The following is a 19,200-nucleotide window of genomic DNA, read 5'->3' on the forward strand; positions in this document are numbered from 1 at the left end:
CCCACAACGGCTGATCACACTTTATTGAAGGTCGACCTCACCAACGGTTCTAAGCCCATGGCGATCATCGGCTTGTTGCGCTTGTAGCGCACCAGGCGCTCCGACAAGGACTGCGGCAGCAACGTGTCCTGGGTAAAACCCTGGCGTTGATAAAAGCCTTCCAGGTCCGGATGGCACAGCAGCCACACCGTGCCTTCAACGCTTGCGACCGAGGCGCGAATCAATTGCGCCGCCAGCCTCTGGCCACGCAGCGCCGGGTCGACAAACAGCCCGGTCAACCACTGCCCACCCACCACCGGCGTCAGGCACAGGCCCGCGACAATCTCGCTGCCCCTGGCCACCCACAACTGGCCACCCTTGAGGGCCTTCATCGGTGAGTTATGGCTGCGATAGAACTTGTTCAGCAGCGGCCACAACGGCTCTGCCAGTCGGTCAATGTGCAACTCGGGCATGGTTTTCAAACACGCGAATCCAGGGGGCGCAGATTATAAGTCGGGCAAAGCGCCTTCTGTTGGGCAATCGGTGTTATACCCAGTGTTACATCCCCTGTAAGTGGAGCACGCATCATGGCCAAAGGTCTGAATTCCAAGAAAGCTGACAAGAAGAAACCGGCAAAGACCGCCGATGAAAAACGCGCCGAGAAAAAGGCCAAGAAAACCGACAGCAACCTGTTTGGTCATTAAGTTCTAAGCTAAGCACCAAACGATCTGCAAGATTTTCCCGCCCCATTGCACAGAGCAGGATGAAGCCGACTTTTTCGTCGGCCACGCCTGCCCTGAGCTGCCGATGTCCAACTACCTTGATGAAACCCAGCGCCGGGAAATCGAAGCCCTGGCCCAGACCTTTACCGCCCGCACCGAGTGGCCGACCTGGCTGCTGTTGATCGGCGTCTATGCCGGCTGGTTTGCCGTGATCCTCGCCAGCCACTGGCTTGGCCTGTGGCTGAGTACCGCACTGTTGATCCCGCTCGTGACGCTGTGGATGTCCCTGCAACACGAACTGCTGCACGGCCATCCCACGCGCTTCACTGCTTTGAACAAACTCCTCGGCTACGCACCGTTTGCCGTCTGGTACCCCTACACCCTGTACCGCAACTGCCACCTGGTGCACCACAACGACGAAGACCTGACGGTGCCCGGTGTCGACCCGGAAAGCCGCTACCTGAATCAGCGGCAGTGGGATGACAGTTCGCTGTTCGAGCGCACCTTGCATTGGCTGACCAAGACCGTCCTGGGGCGCTTCCTGTTGGGTTCGCCGCTGGCGCTGTGGAAGCTGGCGCGCAACGAGGTCAGGCGCCTGCGCAAAGGCCAGCGCCAGGCGTGGCTGATGTGGCTGAGCCATGGCACCGTGACCGTGCTGATGCTGACCTTCATCGCCCACTACAGCGTGCTGCCGGTGTGGCACTACGTGGCGCTGGTCAGCGTGCCGGCCTTGTCGGTGGCGGCGATCCGTTCCTACTATGAGCATCGCCCGCACCCACAACCGGAACAGCGCACGGTGCTTAACGAAGCCGCCTGGCCGTGGACCTGGCTGTTCCTCAACAATAACCTGCACCTGGTGCATCACGACTTGCCGAAGCTGCCGTGGTATTTGCTGCCCACCGTGTACCGCGCGCGCCGCGAACAATGGGTGGCGCGCAGCGGCGGGTTCCTGGTGCAGGGTTACGGCCAGTTGATCGGCCGTCACGGGCTCAAGGCCATCGACAGCCCACGGCACCCCTTTGCTTGAGAGACGACCATGAGTGACCGCTACGCCGAACTGCTGATGTACGTGGCGCCGCAGCAGGTGCAACAGGCCAATGAGCGCTGGCTTTCGCGCATCCTTGAGCGCCTGGGCGCGACCCGCCGCAAGGCTGATCATCTCGACCTGCGCAGCCTGTGGCGCGCCCCGCAATTGCTGCTGACGCAAACCTGCGGCTACCCGCTGATGACCGAGCTGCGCGGGCAAGTCCAGGTGATTGGCCGCCCGCGCTACGAACTGCCCCACAGCAGCGGCGGCCAGCATTGCAGCCTGCTGCTGACCCGCGACGACAATCCCCGCGTTGCCTTGGCGGACTTCCAAGACAGCCGCGGCGTGATCAACGGCCATGACTCCAACAGCGGCATGAACCTGCTGCGCGAACGCCTGGCGCCGCTGCAGCAGGGCGGTCGGTTCTTTGCCGAAGTCGGCATCAGCGGCGCCCATCGCGAAAGCCTGCGCTGGCTGCGGGAAAACCGCGCCGACCTTGCCGCCATCGACAGCGTGACCTACGACTACCTCGCCCGTTTTGCGCCAGAGGAAGTGGCCGGGCTGAGGATCGTCACTCGCAGCGCGCCCAGCCCGACGCTGCCTTACATCAGCGCGCCGGGCTCAAGTGAACACCTGCGGGAGGCCATGAACCTGGCCTTGCAGGATCTGCCCGAAGTGGTGCAAACCCTCGGCGTACACGAAGTGCTGCCCGCCACCGAAGCGGATTACCAGGTGCTGCTGGATTACCGGCAGCAGGCTGAAGCCGTGGGTTATCCACGCCTCCAATGATCGTTCCCACGCTCCGCGTGGGAAGGCATCCTGTGACGCTCTGCGTCACCATTTCAAAGCAGACGCAGAGCGTCCAAGGCGGCATTCCCACGCAGAGCGTGTGAACGATTGGTTATATAAAAATACCTTTTAAATATTATTAAAGAATAAGCAGCCTTGCTAGGATCGCTCCACCGGAACACCGGACATAACGCGCAACCTACTCAGATGGAGCCACTATGTCCGGCGCCGACACTTCTCACAGCGATTACGTGGGCGGATTGTTCCGCAGTCATTACGACTGGCTGTGCGGCCGTTTGCACCGCCATCTCGATTCCCGTGCCCACGCCGAAGACATCGCCGCCGACACCTTCGTCCAGCTCCTGAGTTCCCCGGGCGTGGCGCCGATCCGCCAGCCACGGGCCTTGCTCACCACCATTGCCCAACGCCTGATGTACCAGCTGTGGCGTCGCCGTGACCTGGAGCGCGCCTACCTCGACGCCCTCGACCAGGACGAAACCTCGCCCGCGCCATCCCCTGAAGATTTGGCGCAGATGCTCGAAGCCCTGCAGGCCATCGACCAGTTGCTCGACGGCTTGCCGGCCAAGGTCAAGGCGACCTTTCTGCTGTCGCAACTCAATGGCCTGACCTACCCGGAAATCGCGGCCGAGCTGGGCATTTCCCAACGCTCGGTCAGCGACTACATGACCCGTGCCGTCAACCGCTGCCTGCGGCTGTGCCTGGAATGAGCGACGAACTGATCGACAGCGCCACTCGCTGGGTGGTGTTGCTGCGCTCCGGCGAGGCGAGTGCCGCCGACTGGCAGCGTTACCATCAGTGGCGCGCCGCAGACCCGCGTCACGAAGCCTTGTGCCAACAACTGGAAACCCGCCTCGGTGTGTTTCAAATTCCGCAGGCCCAAGGCGTCAGCGGCAAGGTATTGCAGCAGGCACTGGACGCGCCATCCAGCCGCCGCACCGTATTGCGCGGTGCCCTGGTGGGCGCTGGCCTGATGCTGGGCGCCGGTTGGCTGGCCCGGCCGGTGGTGGAGGATTTGACCGCCGATATCCGCACCGGCACCGGCGAACGGCGCACTGTAGAGCTGGCGGATGGCAGCGAGTTACTGCTCAACGCCCGCAGTGCCGCCGACATCCAGTTCGACCCACAACACCGCGTGGTGCGCCTGCGCGATGGCGAGTTGCTGGTGAAGATTGCCAGGGACAGCAACCGTCCGTTTTTCATCCAGACCGATCAAGCTCGACTGCATGCCTTGGGCAATCGCCTGTTGCTGCGCGAGCGCGAAGGGCAGGGCCATGTGGTGGCGCTCAACGGCGCCCTGGAGATCGACGGCCAGAACGGTGAACGCCTGCAACTGGAGGCCGGGCACGAGGTGACTTATGACCGCTTCGGCTTCGGCCCGGTGCTGGCCAGTTCCTCGGGGGCGACGGCGTGGATCGACGGTTTCCTGCAAGTGCGCGACCGCCCGCTGGTGGAAGTGATCGACGCACTGCGCCCGTATCACAACGGTGTGCTGCGCCTCGATCCGGCGGTGGCAGGGTTGCGGGTCAGCGGCCTGTACCGCCTCGACAATCCCGACCAGATCCTCGACACCCTGGCACGCACCCTGCCGATCCACATCACCCGCCGGACCGGGTTGTGGGTGACCGTCAGTGCCGCCTGAAAACGGTTCACCTCGGTCAATGTGGGAGCTGGCTTGCCTGCGATGCGAGCACCTCGGCCTCTCAGATGTACCGCAGCGATACCATCGCAGCCTCGCTAAAGCTCGACAGCTCCCACAGTTGACCGCGTCGTTTCCGAATGTCGGTTCTATCGACATAACCAAACGATCTGCAAGTTTTCCCCCGGCCATCCCACATCACTCCCGTAAGCGCTGCGGGGAGCAGCGCTCAGGAGTTTCCTTGGGGGGAGCCAACGTGAGCCCATTCAACCGTACACCGCTTCGAACCTTTGCCCTGGTGCCGTTGGCCAGTCTGTTCCTGTCTTTCGCTGCCAGCGCCGAAGAGGCGCGCCAGGTCTACCACATCGCGCCCGGCCCGCTGGACGAAGTGCTGCTGAACATCAGCCGCCAGAGCGGCCAGGTGATTTCCTTCACGCCGCAGCTGGGCAATTATTCCTCGGCGCGGGTCGACGGTTCGCTGTCGGCGCAACAGGCGGTAGACGCCGCGCTCAAGGGCACCGGCCTGCAAGTCCAGGTCAGCCCGGACGGTGCATTCATCATCAAGGAAGGCGCCAAAGTCGCGCCTGCCAGCAACAGCATCAAGGCGCAAACCGCCGAAGCCCAGGCGCCGACCCTCGACCGTGTGGTCGCCATCGGTACCCGTCGCAGCGACGCCACGGCCCTGACCAGCAGCGCCCCGGTGGATGTGATAAACGCCGAGGAACTCAAGCAAACCGGCGCCACCAGCCTTAACCAGGCGCTGTTCCAACTGCTGCCCTCGTTCAACTTTCCACAGAACAACAGCGCCACCCGCGGCCAGGATCCGAAAGGCGCCTCCCTGCGCGGCTTGTCCCCGGACCAGACCCTGGTGCTGATCAACGGCAAGCGCCGACACACCTCGGCGGTGGTGAACATTTCCGGTGGCGTGCCGTTCATTGGCGCGCAGCCGGTGGACCTCGACATGATCCCCATCAGCGCCATCGACCACGTCGAAGTGCTGCGCGACGGTGCCTCGGCGCAATACGGTTCGGACGCGGTGGCGGGGGTGGTCAACATCGTGCTCAAGGAGCGCGACAGCGGTGGCGGCATCAACACCCAACTGGGCAAATACGCCCAGGGCGACGGCTTCAGCAAAACCACCGATGGCTGGTACGGCATCGGCTTGCCGGGGGATGGTTTCCTGACCCTGAGCTTCAATACCCTGAACAACAAACCCGATGACATCGGCGACAAATACGTCGCCGACGGCCAGGTACAAGACCCGCGCTGGGGCGGTGCCGGGCGCGACAAATACAACCTGGCGGCCAACGCCGAAATCGGCCTGAACGACCAATGGCGCCTCTACAGTTTCGCCACCTTCGGCCAGGACACTTCGGTAAACAACACGCCGCCGCTGCTGGCCAGCAGCCCGAACAACGTGGCCGGGATCTACCCTAACGGCACCATCCCGAAATACCGCTATCGCTATGAAGACGGCGCCGTCACCGTCGGCACCCGCTATGAAGACGAGAGCATCGGCCGCTTCGATTTGAGCGCCACCTATGGCCGCGACGAGCACGACGAACTGGCTTTCAACACCGTCAACCCGAGCTACGGGATCAACAGCCCGACCAAGTTCAACGTCGCCACCCTGGTCAACGACCAGACCAACATCACCCTGGATTACGCCAAGGATCTGAACGTCGACTGGTCGAGCCATCCACTCACCGTTTCAGCGGGCGTCGCCTACCGGCATGAGCAATACCGGCTGGAGGCCGGCGACTACGATTCCTATTCCTACGGTGGCATCGACGGCGTGCAGGTTGGCGCGGTGCAGGCTTCGGGCCTGACCCCGGACGACGCCGGCACCTTTAAGCGTGATGTGGGCGGCGTGTATTTCGGCCTGGAAAACCAGGTCACCGACAAGCTCCAGGTGGGCATTGCCGGGCGTACCGAGCACTACTCGGACTTCGGTTCAGCCACCACCGGCAAACTCTCGGCGCGCTATGACTTCACCCCGAAAGTCGGCCTGCGGGCCACGGTCAACAATGCCTACCACGCGCCCAGCCTGGGCCAGATCGGCACCTCCTGGACCACCACCACCAACCTCGACGCCAACGGCAACCCGGTGCTGACCCGCATGCTGCCGGCCGACAACCCGGCCGCCCGTGCCCTCGGTGCGCAGCCGCTGAAGCCCGAGAAGTCCACCAACTTCTCCCTGGGCCTGGTGCTGCGCCCAACCGACCAGGCCTCGCTGACCATCGACGCCTACCAGATCTCGATTCGTGACCGCCTGCTGTTCAGCGGTGGCATTTCCGGGCCGCTGGCCGAGCAGATCCTCAAGGACGCCGGCTACGGCCAGTACTCCTGGGCGCAGTTCATGACCAACGCCGCCGACACCCGCACCCGCGGCGTTGACATCGTGGGCAAGTACAACCTGGACCTTGAGCAGTTCGGCAACCTGAACCTGTCGGCGGGCTACACCAAGGCCCGCACCGCCATCGAGAAGGTTCACGAAAACCCCAACGGTTTTGAAGTGCTGACCCGTGAATCCCGTGGCTTCCTGGAGCACGGTTACCCGGAAGACAAACTGGTGTTTGGCGCGGTCCACAAGCTCAACCAATGGACCATTGCCCTCAACGAAACCCGTTACGGCAAGTACCGCAAATATGCGTCCAGCGAAGCCAACGCCCAGTACGACCAGACCTTCAGCGCGCAATGGACCACCGACCTGGACGTGAACTACGCCTTCACCAAACAACTGCGGGTGTCGGTGGGCGTCAACAACCTGTTCGACAGCAAGCCTGACGACTACAACACCCGTTTGCGCCAGACCCCGGGCCAGCAATACAGCTACCTGTCGCCGACGGCGCCGGAAGGGGCGTTTTACTACACGCGGCTCAGTTATGACTTTTAAACCCTGATCTTGAAGGGTGTGGAGATCAACTGTGGGAGCTGGCTTGCCTGCGATTGCATCACCTCGGTCTTCCTGGAAAACCGAGGTGTCTGCATCGCAGGCAAGCCAGCTCCCACACTGACACTGCCCACTCTGGATCTGTCTTGAATCTCCAAGAGGCTACTCATGAGAACACTAAAAAACCTGCTCGGTGGCTCGCTATTGGCACTCACCGTCCTGGCACAATCAGCCACGGCCGCCGAACCTGCCAAACCGATCCACTTCGGTGACATCACCTGGGAAAGCGGCAGCCTGATCACCGAAGTGCTGCGCCTGATCGTCGAGAAAGGCTATGGCCTGCCCACCGACACCTTGCCCGGCAGCACCGTGAGCCTGGAGGCCGCCCTGGCCAAGGACGATATCCAGGTGATCGGCGAAGAGTGGGCCGGGCGCAGTCCGGCGTGGGTCAAGGCCGAAAGCGAAGGCAAGGTGTTCGGCCTGGGCGACACCGTCAAAGGCGCCACCGAAGGTTGGTGGGTGCCGGAATACGTGATCAAGGGCGACGCCGAACGGGGCATCAAACCCCTGGCCCCGGAGCTTAAATCCGTCGCCGACCTGGCCCGCTACAAAGACGTGTTCCGCGACCCCGAAGACCCGACCCGTGGGCGCTTCCTCAACAGCCCCACCGGCTGGACCTCGGAGATCGTCAACAGCCAGAAACTCAAGGCCTATGGCCTGACCGACAGCTACGTCAACTTCCGTACCGGCTCCGGCGCGGCGCTGGATGCCGAGGTTGCATCCTCGATCCGTCGCGGCAAGCCGGTGCTGTTCTACTACTGGTCGCCGACGCCACTGCTGGGGCGCTTCAAGTTGATCAAACTGGAAGAACCACCGTTCAACGCCGAAGCCTGGAAGACCCTGGCCGACGCCAACAACCCGCACCCCATCGGTACTCGTTCGATGCCAGCGCACCTGGCGATTGGCGTGTCGGCGCCGTTCAAGGCGCAGTACCCGCAACTGGTGACTTTCTTTGAAAAAGTCGACCTGCCGATTGACCTGCTCAACGGCATCCTCGCGCAAATGGCCGAGAAACGCACCGCGCCGCGCCAGGTGGCCGAAGCGTTCCTGAAAGAACAGCCGCAGGTCTGGCAGCAATGGGTGCCGGCGGACGTCGCGGCCAAGGTCAAGGAGAGTCTCTGATGCGCAAGCTCATCGCAGCCACACTGCTGGCACTGTGCGCCGGGCCGCTGCTGGCGGCAGAACCGGCCACCCTGCGCGTCGGCTACCAGAAAAGCTCGGTGAGCATGGTGCTCGCCCGTGAGCATCACCTGTTCGAGCAAGGGTTGCCGGGCACCAAGGTCGAGTGGATCGAATTCCTCGGCGGCCCGCCGCTGATCGAAGCCCTGAATGGCGGCAGCATCGACATCGGCAATATCGGCGACATCCCGCCGATCTTCGCCCAGGCTGCCGGCATCGACATTCGCTACATCGGCGTCGAGCCCAATGACGGACGCACCGAAGCCATCCTGCTGCCCAAGGACAGCACCGTGCAAAGCGTGGCCGAACTCAAGGGCAAGCGCGTGGCGTTGCTCAAGGGTTCCAGCGCCCACAACCTGTTCCTCAAAAGTTTGTTGCGTGCCGGCTTGCAGTGGAAGGACGTGAACGTGGTGTACCTGTCGCCCTCCGACGGCCGTGCCGCGTTTGAACAAGGCAAGGTCGACGCCTGGGTGGTGTGGGACCCGTACTACTCGGCGGCCGTGGTGGACGGTTCGGCGAAGGTGCTGGGGGATGGCCAGGGGCTGAACCCGGCGGGCAGTTTCTTCATCGCCAGCGGGCCGTTTGCCAAGCAGCACCCGCAGGCGATTGCGGCGATTCTCAAGGTGTTTGCCCAGGCGCAGCGGTTGTCGCTGGACCAGCATGACGAAAGCGTCGCGCTGATGGCCAAGACATTGGGCTTGCAGCCGGCGGTGGTGGAGAGTTACTTCCAGCACCGCTCGCCGACGCCGAGCCGGCCATTGGAAGCGGTGGATATCGCCAACCAGCAACGTACGGCCGACGCGTTTTTTGCCAACGGCCTGATCCCGAAAAAGGTCGATGTGCAGCAGGTTGTGTTCAAGGCCCCATAACTTTATCCCTGTGGCAAGGGAGCTTGCTGTAGGGAGGGAGCTTGCTGTGGCAGGGGAGCTTGCTTTAGGGAAAGAGCTGTTGTGCCGAGGGAGCTTGCTGTGGCGAGGGAGCTTGCTCCCGCTGGGCTGCGTAGCGGCCCCAAAAAAAGCGGGAGCGCTGCGCACTCCAGCGGGAGCAAGCTCCCTCGCCACAGCAAGCTCCTCACCACAGCAATCTCCCTCACCCCATAAAAGCATCTTCAGCATCGACCTTCGCAACCCATCAGTGAGCAGACCATGCAACCGATCTACATCGACTTCCTCAACGGCCTGGACATCGACGAACTGGCCCTGACCAACGACGAAATCCTCAACGCCATCGAATCCAGCCTGGCGATCCAGGGCCGCAGCGAGGCGGTGATCGAGCCGCGCATGCACCTGATTCCCGGCGGTGAAATCAACGGCCACTTCAACGTGCTGCGCGGTGTATTGGGCGGCGCAATCGGCTACGCCGGGGTCAAGGTGGTGGGCGACTTTGTCGATAACTACCGCAAGGGCCTGCCCTCGGAACTGGCGATTCTCAACCTGCTGGACCCGGCCACCGGCATCCCCAAGGCCATCCTGGACGCCTCGGCGATTACCGACATGCGCACCGGCGCCGTCACCGCCATCGGTGCCAAATACCTGGCCCGTCCCGACAGTAAAGTCCTCGCGCACATCGGTGCCCGTGGCACGGCGTATTGGAACGTGCGGCTGCTGGACCACCTGTTCGACTTCGACGAAATCCGCGTGCACTCGCGCCGCAGTGAAAGCCGCGAAGCCTTCGCCGAACGCCTGCGCCGCGACCTCGGCAAGCCGGTGATTGTCACCGACGACTGGGAGTCCACGGTGCGCGGCGCCGACATCGTGGTGGAAGCTTCACGCCTGGATCAGCCGCAACCGTTGCTGCACACCGAGTGGATCAAGCCCGGTGCCTTCGTCGTGCCCTACGGCACCATGAGCGCGGTGGAACTGTCGTTGACCGACATCATGCACAAGCTGGTGGTGGACGATTGGGGCCAGTGCAAGGGCGGGATGTTCGGCGCATTGCGCGCCCATGTCGACGCCGGAAAACTCAGCGCCGAGACCTTGCATGCCGAGTTGGGGCAGATCGTCGCCGGCTTGAAAACCGGCCGGGAAACCCCCGAGGAAACCATCCTGTTCTGGCACCGTGGCTTGAGCCTCAGCGATATCGCCCTGGGCCACGCACTGCTGGAAAAATCCAAACGCCTGGGGATCGGCCAGCGGTTGCGCTGGGCATGATTCACTTCGATCCCGCCGGTTTGACGATTGAGGATTTGCTGTCGATTGCCCGCCAAGACGCACCGGCTGACTTCAGCGATGCGGCCCGCCAACGTATCGACGAAGGGCATCGACTGTTGCTGCGCCTGGTGGCTGAAGGCACGCCGATTTACGGGGTGACCACCGGCCTCGGTGCGGCGGTGGATACGCAGGTCGCGCCGGAACAGGCAAACATTCCTTTGGGGCGTGCGGTGGGCGTTGGCCGCCTGGCCACGCGTGAGGAATTACGCGCGATCACCGCAGCCCGCTTGGCGGGGTTGGCCCAGGGGCGTTCGGGTATTTCGCCGGGTGCGGCGCAGGCGCTGTTGGCGTTACTCAACTGCGGCATGGAGCCCGCGGTGCCGTTGCTCGGCTCGTTGGGCGAGAGCGACCTGGCGCCGTTGGCGCATTTGAGCCTGGCGCTGAACGTGCCATTGACGGGCAAGGATGGCCTGGCGCTGGTGTCGGCCAACTCGGCCAGTATCGGCCTTGGCGCGTTGCTGGTGGCCGAGGCCGAACAGGCTTTGCAGGCCGTGTTGGCGGGGCTGGCGTTGTCGTGTGAAGGCTATCGGGCCAACCTCAGTCCTTTCCAGCCGTGGGCTTCGCGGTTGCGCCCGGCGCCGGGGCAAAGCGGGCAATCAGCTACGTTGCTGGAATTGCTGGCGGGCGGCGAATTGGCCGATAACCCGCGCCGGCTACAGGACCCGCTGAGCTTTCGCTGTGCCACGGTGGTTCAAGGCGCGGCGCATCAAGCGATGCTGCAACTGCGTGAACTGGTTGAGCTGGAGCTTGCCAGCGGTGCGGACAATCCGGCGTTGATCAGCGAAGACGCGTTGGTGCTGGCCACGGCCAATTTCGACAGCACCCATCTCGCGCTGGCGGCCGAAGGCTTGGGCCTGGCGTTGAGCCGTGTGGCGGTGTGCAGCGCCGAGCGGATTGCCAAGTTGCTGTCGCCGGCTTCCAGTGAACTGCCGCGCTTTCTGATCGACCAGCCCGGGCACGTGGGCATGGCCGCCTTGCAGCGCACCGGTTCGGCGTTGGTGGCGGAGATCGGGCACTTGGCCAATCCGATCCCGGCGGTGAGCGTGCCGGTAGCGGATCGCGTGGAAGATTATGCGGGGCAGGCGCTGGCGGTGGTCGAGAAAACCCGGCAACTGGTGCAGCGCGTGGTGTGGCTGGGCAGCATTGAGTTGATCGTGGCGGCGCAGGCGGTGGACCTGTGCGGCACGGTTCAACTGGGGCAGGGCACCCGGCGTATTCATCAGGCGGTGCGTCGCCAGGTGGCGCACCTGGATCAGGATCGTTCGGGGTCGGTGGATGTGTTGGCGTTAAGCGCATTCATCGAAAACGATGGCTTGAAACCCATTCTCTAAAACTATGAAGATCAACTGTGGGAGCTGGCTTGCCTGCGATAGCGGTGTTGGATTCACCATCGCTATCGCAGGCAAGCCAGCTCCTACAGGTTGATCGCATTTCAGGTCATGGATTTTCAGCGGCCAGGGCGGCAATCACCGCCGGCCGCTCACCGACCCGCTGCTGAAACTTCGCCAACGCCGGCCACTGCTGCAAGTCGATATCAAACAACCCCGCCCAGCGCAGCACCACAAACAGGTACGCATCCGCCACTGAGTACTGCGCGCCCAGCAGGTAATCCTGGCGCTCCAGGGTCTGTACCAGAATCGCAAAACGCTTGAACAGCGTGGCCTTGAACAGCGCCTTCACCTCATCGGGAATCGCGTCCTTGAACAACACTCCCAGCCCGCCATGAATCTCGCTGGAGACAAAGTTCAGCCATTCCTGCAAACGCACCCGCTCCCAGCTGCCATTGGCCGGCGCCAGGCCCGCTGCGGGTACCCGGTCGGCCAGGTATTGCAGGATGGCGGCACCTTCGGTCAGTACCTCGCCGTTGTCCAGTTGCAGTGCGGCCACATAGCCCTTGGGATTGATCTGCAGGAAATCATCACCGTCAGCCGTGAGCTTTTTCTGGTTGTCGACGCGAATCAATTCAAACGGCAGGGCCAATTCCCGCAGCGCGATATGGGAGGCGAGGGAACAGGCATTCGGGGAAAAATACAGCTTCATCGGGGCGACTCCGCAGGACAGTTGCCTTCAGTCTCGTGGGCATGGCACCTTGGGTAAAATTAATCTTTCAGAATCCTGCCATAAGGACAGCTACTGCCATGATGAACCTGATGCACTGGCGCCTGCTGGTGGCCGTGGCGGACAACGGCAGCATCACTGCCGCCTCCGAACGAGTGGGCATGACTCAGTCCGCCGCCAGCCAGGCGATGGCGGCCATGGAGGCCAACCTCGGTGCGCAGTTGTTTGTGCGTGAGGCGCGTCAGACCGTGCCTACCGCCCTGGGCCTGCAAGTGATCGAGCAGGCGCGGGTGATGCTCGGGGCCTTGCAGGCGATTCGCACCACCGTGGACGAAGCGCGGCCGATGCTGCGTGGGACGATTCGCATCGCGAGTTTCCCCATGGTGCTGGCGGTGTTCCTGCCGCCGCTGCTGCGTCGGTTCAACCAGCTTTACCCCGGCATCGAGGTCACGGCCCTGGAAGTGACCGACGATGAAGTGAACACCTTGCTCGACGCGAATCTGATCGACCTGGGCGTGGTGCTCAACCCGCCGTCCGAGCGCAATGCCGCCGTGCTGGGGCGCGATAACTGGGTGGCGGTGCTGCCGATGGCCCACGGGTTTTCCCGGCGCCCGGCGCAGGCAACGGTCACGCTGGAAGAGTTGGTGGAGCAACCGTTCGTGCTTGCCACCGGCGGCTGCACCGTCAACGCCCGCAGCCTGGCGCAGGAAGCCGGCCTGGTGCTGCGCGAGGTGCGGGTGGAAGTGCGCGAATGGAACAGCGCTTTCAGCCTGGTGCGTGAAGGCGTGGGAGTGACGCTGGTGCCCGAGATGACCCTGCCGGCCCAGCGCCAAGGCTTGCGCATCATGCCCCTGGCGGAGCCGGTGCATCGCGAGTTTGCGTTGGTGACATCACGCCACCAACCGCCCTCCGCAGTGGTTAATGCTTTGTTGCAAATGCTGGCTGACTAGTGGCCTTGCATAGCGCCAACGCCTGTCTATGCTCACCCAGAACCGTTGATGACGCTCGGCATATAAAGCGTTTCGGATAGGTTTCTCCATAAAGGTCTGCGATCAAGATTCAAACCGTGAATGGAATGCGCCCGCCTGGGCGTCGGGAAAATAAAGGGTGATCTGACATGTTCAACCGCCAACACAAATCCGACCTGCTGGAAATCGAACGTTTCTCCTGCGCCCTTACCGAAGCCAAAGCCAAATTGGCCGCCATCAGCCGTTCCATGGCAATGATCGAGTTTGATCGCGACGGCATCGTGCTGGATGCCAATGAAAACTTCTGCAAGACCATGGGCTACCGCGCCGAAGAAATTCGCGGCAAGCATCACCGGATTTTCTGCGAAGAGGCCTACACCCACACCGATGCCTACGCCAAACTCTGGCGCGACCTGGCGCGGGGCGAGCCCCTCAGTGGCACCTTCATGCGGTTGAACAAGCATGGCCAGGAAGTGTGGCTGGAGGCCAGTTACATGCCGGTAATCGGTGCCGACAACCAGGTGCAGAGCGTGATCAAGGTGGCCTCGGACATCTCGGCGCGGATTCACCGCGAGCATGAAAACCAGAGCCTGATCGACGCCATCGGCCGCTCCATGGCGGTCATTGAATTCACCCCGCAAGGCCAGATCCTGAATGCCAACGACAACTTCCTGAAGACGGTGAAGTATTCCCTCAGTGAAATCGTCGGCCAGCACCACAGTCTGTTTTGTCATCGCGGTGAGACCGATTCGCCGGCCTACAAGGCATTCTGGGCCTCGCTCAACCGCGGCGAATATCACTCCCACCGCTTTGAGCGCAAAGATAAATTCGGCCAAACGCTGTTCCTGGAAGCCTCCTACAACCCGATCTTCGATGCCAACGGGCGCCTGTACAAAGTGGTGAAGTTCGCCAGCGACATCACCGACCAGGTCACCACCTTGCGCACGGCTGCCGACTCGGCTCACGCCACCTCGGTGCAAAACGACGCCTGCGCCCGCAAGGGTTCGGAAGTGGTGCAGCAGACCGTGCAGATCATCGAAGAAATTTCCCGTGACCTTAACGAAGCGGCCGTGAGCATCGACGCAGTGAGCAAGCAGTCGGACATCATCGGCACCATCGTCCAGACCATCCGCGGCATCGCCGACCAGACCAACCTGCTGGCGCTGAATGCGGCGATCGAAGCGGCCCGGGCGGGCGAGCATGGGCGCGGGTTTGCGGTGGTGGCGGATGAGGTGCGCAGCCTTGCGGCGCGAACCAGCCAGGCGACGATCGAGATTGTGGATGTGGTGCGCAAGAACCACGACCTGTCGATCAGCGCGGTGTCGAGCATGCAGTCGAGCCTGAGCCGCACGGGGCTTGGGGTGGAGCTGGCGAATGAGGCGGGGCAGGTGATCCTGGAGATTCAGGAAGGGTCACGGCATGTGGTGGATGCGATCAGTCAGTTCAACTCGACACTGCAATTGCAGTAACACCGCAGATCAAATGTGGAATGAGCTTGTGTGGGAGCGGGCTTGCTCGCGAATGCGGTGTGTCAGTCAGCACATGGATTGACTGACACACCGCATTCGCGAGCAAGCCCGCTCCCACATTTGGTTTGTGGTGTGGCTTAGATCGCAGCCAGGGTTTCTTTCACCGTCTGCGCCTGCGGGTCAGCCGTCTTCGCCGCTACCTGCTGCGCCTGCTGCTCCTTCAGGCGTTCTGCAACTTCCTTGGAAATAGCATCCTGCTTGTCCTGAGGCATGTTCTTCACATCATCCTCGGTCAAACCCTGTTCCTTGAGCAGTTGCTCGCGGATGCGCTCGGCCGGGCTTTTTTTCATGTAGTCGGTGAAGTCACTGCGGGCCGACGTGGTGGAGTCAGTCTTGGCCGTATCGGTGGTCGAGGCGGTTGCGGTGGTGGCTTGCAACTGCACACGGGTCTTGGCGAAGGCGGCATTGATGTTGTCGGCAGTGGCGTCGGCCGCTGCCTGTGTGGTCGATACAGTGGTAGTGCCCTGTTGCACGTTTTGCGCAGCACCGCTGTACAGCGCGCTGGCCGCGGCGTTGGCCGGGTCCATGTCTGCGCGCTTGATGCGTTGGATCGTCGACTGAGCCTGGGGATTGTTGTTGATCAGCATGATCAGGACACCTGTGGATGTGGGCGGTGCCACAGGTGGAGCAATTAGCGTGCCCAGTGGTATGGCCCCGTGTTTACGGGGCTTTTGGTCGCTACCGTCGGCAAGCGTTGGCGTGCCGCCGGCCATTGTTTGCCGCTAGTGGGCAATGTTCTCCAGCGCCAGGTTGCGGGTGCGCGGGCCGAACCAACTGATGGTGATCATCACGATCAACATGCTGCTGGCGATAAACGCCAACACGCCGGGCGTGCCGAGGTGTTCGAGGATCACGCCGATCAACAGGCTGCTGAACACCGTCGACAACCGGCTGAACGAATAGCAGAAACCCACCGCCCGGGCGCGGATGTTGGTGGGGAACAGTTCGCTCTGGTAGGAGTGATAACTGAAACTCAGCCAGGCGTTGCAGAAGGTGATCATCACCCCACAGATCACCAGGCCCACGGCGGTGGTTTGCAGCGCGAACAAACTGCCGAAGATCACCGCGCCGAGCGCCGAGCCGACAATCTGCCATTTGTTCTCAAACCGGTTCGCCACCTTCACAAACAGCAGCGGCCCCAACGGGTAGGCGAGGGTGATGATGAAGGCATAGCCCAGGCTGTGAGTGACGCTCACGCCCTGGCCCGAGAGCAGGGCCGGCAGCCAGTTGCCGAAGCCAAAAAAACCGATGGCCTGGAACACATGAAACACAATCAGCATCAACGCCCGGCGCCGGTACGGCGGTTGCCAGATATCGGCGAAGCGCCCTTGGCCCTGCACGCTGACGGCTTGCGGTTCCGGCTCATCGAGTGGCTTGCCGTGGTCTTTCCGGCAGCGCGCTTCGAGGCTGTCCATGATCTGCCCGGCTTCCTCGAAACGGCCTTTTTGTGCGAGCCAGCGCGGCGATTCCGGCAGGCGCTTGCGCAGTTGCCAGATAAACAGCGCAAATACCGCACTGCTCACCACTACCCAGCGCCAGCCGGAAATCCCGAACGGTGCCTGGGGTACCAGCCACCACGACATCAACGCCACCGCCGGCACCGACAGGAACTGGATGAAAAACGCAAAGGCAAACGCCGAGCTGCGCATGCGCTTGGGCACCAGTTCCGAGAGGTAGGCGTCGATGGTCACCAGCTCGATGCCCAAACCAATGCCCACCAGGAAGCGCATGCAGATGATGCCCAGGGCGGAGGTCTGGATACCCATCAACACGGTGGCGACGGTGTACCAGATCAACGCAAAGGTGAAGATCGCCCGGCGCCCGTAGCGGTCGGCAATCGGGCTGAGCAGGCTGGCGCCGAGGAACAGGCCGAGAAAGGTCGCCGAGGCAAAGGCCGCCTGGTCGGAGAAGCCGAATACGCCCTGGCTGCCGGTGTGGAAAATTCCGTCACTGATCAGGCCGGGGCTGATATAGGCAGTCTGGAACAAGTCATACAGCTCGAAAAAGCCGCCAATCGACAGCAGCGCCACCAGGCGCCAGACAGTGGCGACGGCGGGCAACCGATCAATGCGCGCGCTGATGTGCGCGGCGCGGATCGGGTCGATACCGTCTGCAAGAGAGGGTGAAGACATGGGCAGAAGACTCAATAAGTGATCGGGATCTCGAATGCCTGGAACGCATCATCCACCGGTTGGTAACCCAGCACACGGGTTGTTTCGCTGAGGTCCAGGCGTTTGAAACGGTTATTGGAAATGCCATGGGCGATCAGGTGTTTCACCCCGATGGTTTCCACCGAGCGTTGCAGCAGTTGCACGGCGTCGCGGGGGCTGAGCCAGGCGCTGAGGTCGCGGGCGTTGTTCAGGTCGTGGGTTTCGGGGAATTCAAACGCACCGATGCGCAGGGCGATGGTGGAGAGCGGGGTTTTGGCCGCGTAAAAACCGCACAGGGCTTCGCCGTAGCATTTGCTCACGCCGTACAGGTTGGCGGGCAATACAGGCATGCCCGGCGTGATCTGCCGGTCTACCGGGTAGCCTTCGATGGTCTGGGCACTGCTGGCGAATACCAGGCGCTTCACACCTGCGGCCACGGCGGCTTCGAACAGGTAGGTGGTGGCCAGGATATTGTTGGGCAACAACTCGTCGAAGGTCGCGCTGGCGTGGGGGATGCCCGACAGGTGCACGATCACGTCAATCCCGTCGAGCAGGGCGGCGAGGGCGGTTTTGTCGCTCAGGTCGGCGTGGATGAAACGGTGCTCGCCGAGGGCGAAATCCGGCTCGATGCGGTCGGTGAGGGTGAAGCGGTAGCGGTCTTTCGACGCTTCGAAAAACGTCTTGCCGATGCGGCCACAGGCGCCGGTGAGTAGTACGTTGAGTCCGTTCATTGTGTAGTCCTTGTTTTTAGTTGTGGCCGTCGAGGGCGAAGGTTTTGAAGCCGGGGCGTTGGCTGAGGGTTTCGTAGTAAGCGCTGACCGCCGGGTAGGACGGATGCTCCATGGGCGTCATCCACCAGCGGTGCACCGACAGGCCGATGAGGATGTCGGCCAATGTGAAGTCTTTACCGGCGACGTAGGCACCGGTTTTGATCAGTTGTTCTTCGAGCAGGCCCATCTTGTCGTTCCAGGCCTTTACCGCGGCGGCGATGGCTGGCGCGTCCAGGCCGTCCGGGTTGTTGCGCACCAGGGCGGTAAACGCAGCACCCCAGGAACGGTTGAGTTCGATGGCTTGCCAGTCTATCCATTGCTCGACTCTGGCCCGGGCTGCCGGCTCGACAGGCAACAGGTCGTGGCGTTGGTGCAGGCCCATGAGGTAGCGGCAGATGGTATTGGATTCCCACAGCACGCCGTTGTCGTCGATGATCACCGGGACTTGGGCGTTGGGGTTCAGGGCCAGGAATTCGGGGGACTGGGTGGAGGCGAAGCCGATGCCCCAGTCTTCGCGGTCGTAGGGGATATCCAGTTCCTGGCAGGTCCACAGGACTTTTCGCACGTTGATGGAAGAAGTGCGACCGAGGATTTTCAGCAAATGGCCCATGGTGCTTTCCTGACGAGGGTGAGAAGGCAGGGGGCAATTTAGCAGGGGCCAGAAGGCACGGCGAGGTTGTTAAGTGGGCAGGATCAAAAATGTGGGAGCGGGCTTGCTCGCGAATGCGGTGTATCAGTGATGGAAAGCTCGGCTGACACACCGCATTCGCGAGCAAGCCCGCTCCCACAGTTTGACCGCGTGCGGTCTGTTAGATCAGTGGTGATTCCTGGTCCATCAGCTTGCCCATCAGCAATACGCCCAACTCACTCAACTGGTGAATCGCCAATGCGGTGTCGCGGTCTTTGCCGGTGAGTTCATCAGACAGGTCGAGCAATAACGTGCTGACCGAGGAAAACGTCTCGTAGCTGTTGGCGATCAGGCTTTCGCTGCTGGCGTCGGGGCTGACGGTGAATAAGGCGGGAGGATTTGGAGTTGCTTTGAACATAGTAAGTGCCCTGTATTAGGCCACCCCCATATCGCTACTAAACAATAAAGGAGGCAGCTGCGCGCAGGTTAGTAGACCGGTGGACACTCATAGCCGGCGCACCCGAAGGTGCCCTACGCACAGCCGCCATCAAGCACAGACAAAATCGTCTGACAGATGAAGC

General features: G+C 62.3%; 17 protein-coding genes and 2 pseudogenes. 12 read left to right on the forward strand and 7 right to left on the reverse strand.

Annotated elements, in window-relative coordinates; all coding sequences use genetic code 11:
* Window positions 1–14 precede the first annotated feature (14 nt).
* Window positions 15–452: a GNAT family N-acetyltransferase gene (locus HX815_RS00205; protein WP_177027741.1), complete on the reverse strand. Its 438-nt coding sequence runs from the start codon at window positions 450–452 to the stop codon at window positions 15–17.
* 334 nt (window positions 453–786) lie between these two features.
* Here HX815_RS00205 and HX815_RS00210 point away from each other — a divergent pair, with 334 nt between their 5' ends.
* From HX815_RS00210 to HX815_RS00250, 9 genes are all read left to right on the forward strand, one after another.
* Window positions 787–1,728: a fatty acid desaturase gene (locus HX815_RS00210; protein ID WP_008431594.1), complete on the forward strand. Its 942-nt coding sequence runs from the start codon at window positions 787–789 to the stop codon at window positions 1,726–1,728.
* A 9-nt stretch (window positions 1,729–1,737) separates the two neighbouring features.
* Window positions 1,738–2,517, forward strand: coding sequence for a phosphate/phosphite/phosphonate ABC transporter substrate-binding protein (locus HX815_RS00215; protein WP_177027650.1), 780 nt, complete (start codon window positions 1,738–1,740; stop codon window positions 2,515–2,517).
* A gap of 218 nt (window positions 2,518–2,735) precedes the next feature.
* A complete protein-coding gene (locus HX815_RS00220; protein WP_003213062.1) occupies window positions 2,736–3,245 on the forward strand; it encodes a sigma-70 family RNA polymerase sigma factor in 510 nt (169 codons plus the stop codon).
* Window positions 3,242–4,177, forward strand: a complete 936-nt coding sequence (locus HX815_RS00225) for a FecR domain-containing protein (RefSeq protein ID WP_003213064.1) — start codon at window positions 3,242–3,244, stop codon at window positions 4,175–4,177. Before HX815_RS00220 ends, HX815_RS00225 begins: the two co-directional genes overlap by 4 nt.
* A 253-nt stretch (window positions 4,178–4,430) precedes the next feature.
* Entirely contained in the window at window positions 4,431–7,070 is a 2,640-nt protein-coding gene (locus HX815_RS00230) for a TonB-dependent receptor (RefSeq protein WP_177027651.1), read from the forward strand.
* A 165-nt stretch (window positions 7,071–7,235) separates the two neighbouring features.
* Window positions 7,236–8,249 (forward strand): ABC transporter substrate-binding protein, encoded by a 1,014-nt coding sequence (locus HX815_RS00235; protein WP_177022235.1) that lies wholly within the window; start codon window positions 7,236–7,238, stop codon window positions 8,247–8,249.
* Window positions 8,249–9,175, forward strand: coding sequence for an aliphatic sulfonate ABC transporter substrate-binding protein (locus HX815_RS00240; RefSeq protein ID WP_008431606.1), 927 nt, complete (start codon window positions 8,249–8,251; stop codon window positions 9,173–9,175). The genes HX815_RS00235 and HX815_RS00240 overlap by 1 nt, the downstream gene beginning before the upstream one ends.
* A gap of 276 nt (window positions 9,176–9,451) precedes the next feature.
* Entirely contained in the window at window positions 9,452–10,456 is a 1,005-nt protein-coding gene (locus HX815_RS00245) for an ornithine cyclodeaminase family protein (RefSeq protein ID WP_177027652.1), read from the forward strand.
* On the forward strand, window positions 10,453–11,847 hold the full coding sequence (locus HX815_RS00250; protein WP_177027653.1) for an aromatic amino acid lyase: 1,395 nt from the start codon (window positions 10,453–10,455) through the stop codon (window positions 11,845–11,847). The genes HX815_RS00245 and HX815_RS00250 overlap by 4 nt, the downstream gene beginning before the upstream one ends.
* Window positions 11,848–11,953: 106 nt before the next feature.
* Here HX815_RS00250 and gstA read toward each other — a convergent pair whose 3' ends face one another.
* Complete coding sequence (gene gstA / locus HX815_RS00255) at window positions 11,954–12,556, reverse strand: glutathione transferase GstA (protein WP_008431610.1); 603 nt, start codon at window positions 12,554–12,556, stop codon at window positions 11,954–11,956.
* Between the two features lie 98 nt (window positions 12,557–12,654).
* Between gstA and HX815_RS00260 the strand changes: the two genes are divergently transcribed.
* The 3 genes and pseudogenes from HX815_RS00260 to HX815_RS31855 form a co-directional block, all read left to right on the forward strand.
* A complete protein-coding gene (locus tag HX815_RS00260; RefSeq protein ID WP_008431612.1) occupies window positions 12,655–13,524 on the forward strand; it encodes a LysR family transcriptional regulator in 870 nt (289 codons plus the stop codon).
* A 272-nt stretch (window positions 13,525–13,796) separates the two neighbouring features.
* A pseudogene (locus tag HX815_RS31850) lies at window positions 13,797–14,420 on the forward strand (PAS domain-containing protein); the annotation flags it as partial.
* A gap of 165 nt (window positions 14,421–14,585) precedes the next feature.
* Window positions 14,586–15,011: pseudogene (locus tag HX815_RS31855) on the forward strand (methyl-accepting chemotaxis protein); the annotation flags it as partial.
* A gap of 137 nt (window positions 15,012–15,148) precedes the next feature.
* Here HX815_RS31855 and HX815_RS00270 read toward each other — a convergent pair.
* The 5 genes from HX815_RS00270 to HX815_RS00290 all read right to left on the reverse strand — a co-directional run bounded on the left by HX815_RS00270 (window position 15,149) and on the right by HX815_RS00290 (window position 19,037).
* Window positions 15,149–15,658: a hypothetical protein gene (locus HX815_RS00270; RefSeq protein ID WP_003213081.1), complete on the reverse strand. Its 510-nt coding sequence runs from the start codon at window positions 15,656–15,658 to the stop codon at window positions 15,149–15,151.
* Between the two features lie 135 nt (window positions 15,659–15,793).
* Window positions 15,794–17,203, reverse strand: a complete 1,410-nt coding sequence (locus tag HX815_RS00275) for an MFS transporter (protein ID WP_177019375.1) — start codon at window positions 17,201–17,203, stop codon at window positions 15,794–15,796.
* A gap of 11 nt (window positions 17,204–17,214) precedes the next feature.
* Entirely contained in the window at window positions 17,215–17,952 is a 738-nt protein-coding gene (locus tag HX815_RS00280; RefSeq protein WP_177027654.1) for an NAD(P)-dependent oxidoreductase, read from the reverse strand.
* A 16-nt stretch (window positions 17,953–17,968) separates the two neighbouring features.
* Window positions 17,969–18,601, reverse strand: coding sequence for a glutathione S-transferase family protein (locus HX815_RS00285; protein WP_177027655.1), 633 nt, complete (start codon window positions 18,599–18,601; stop codon window positions 17,969–17,971).
* A gap of 199 nt (window positions 18,602–18,800) precedes the next feature.
* Complete coding sequence (locus tag HX815_RS00290) at window positions 18,801–19,037, reverse strand: DUF6124 family protein (RefSeq protein ID WP_003213089.1); 237 nt, start codon at window positions 19,035–19,037, stop codon at window positions 18,801–18,803.
* Between the last annotated feature and the right edge of the window lie 163 nt (window positions 19,038–19,200).

The sequence above is a fragment of the Pseudomonas sp. E6002 genome (genome assembly GCF_013385565.1).
Lineage (GTDB): Bacteria > Pseudomonadota > Gammaproteobacteria > Pseudomonadales > Pseudomonadaceae > Aquipseudomonas.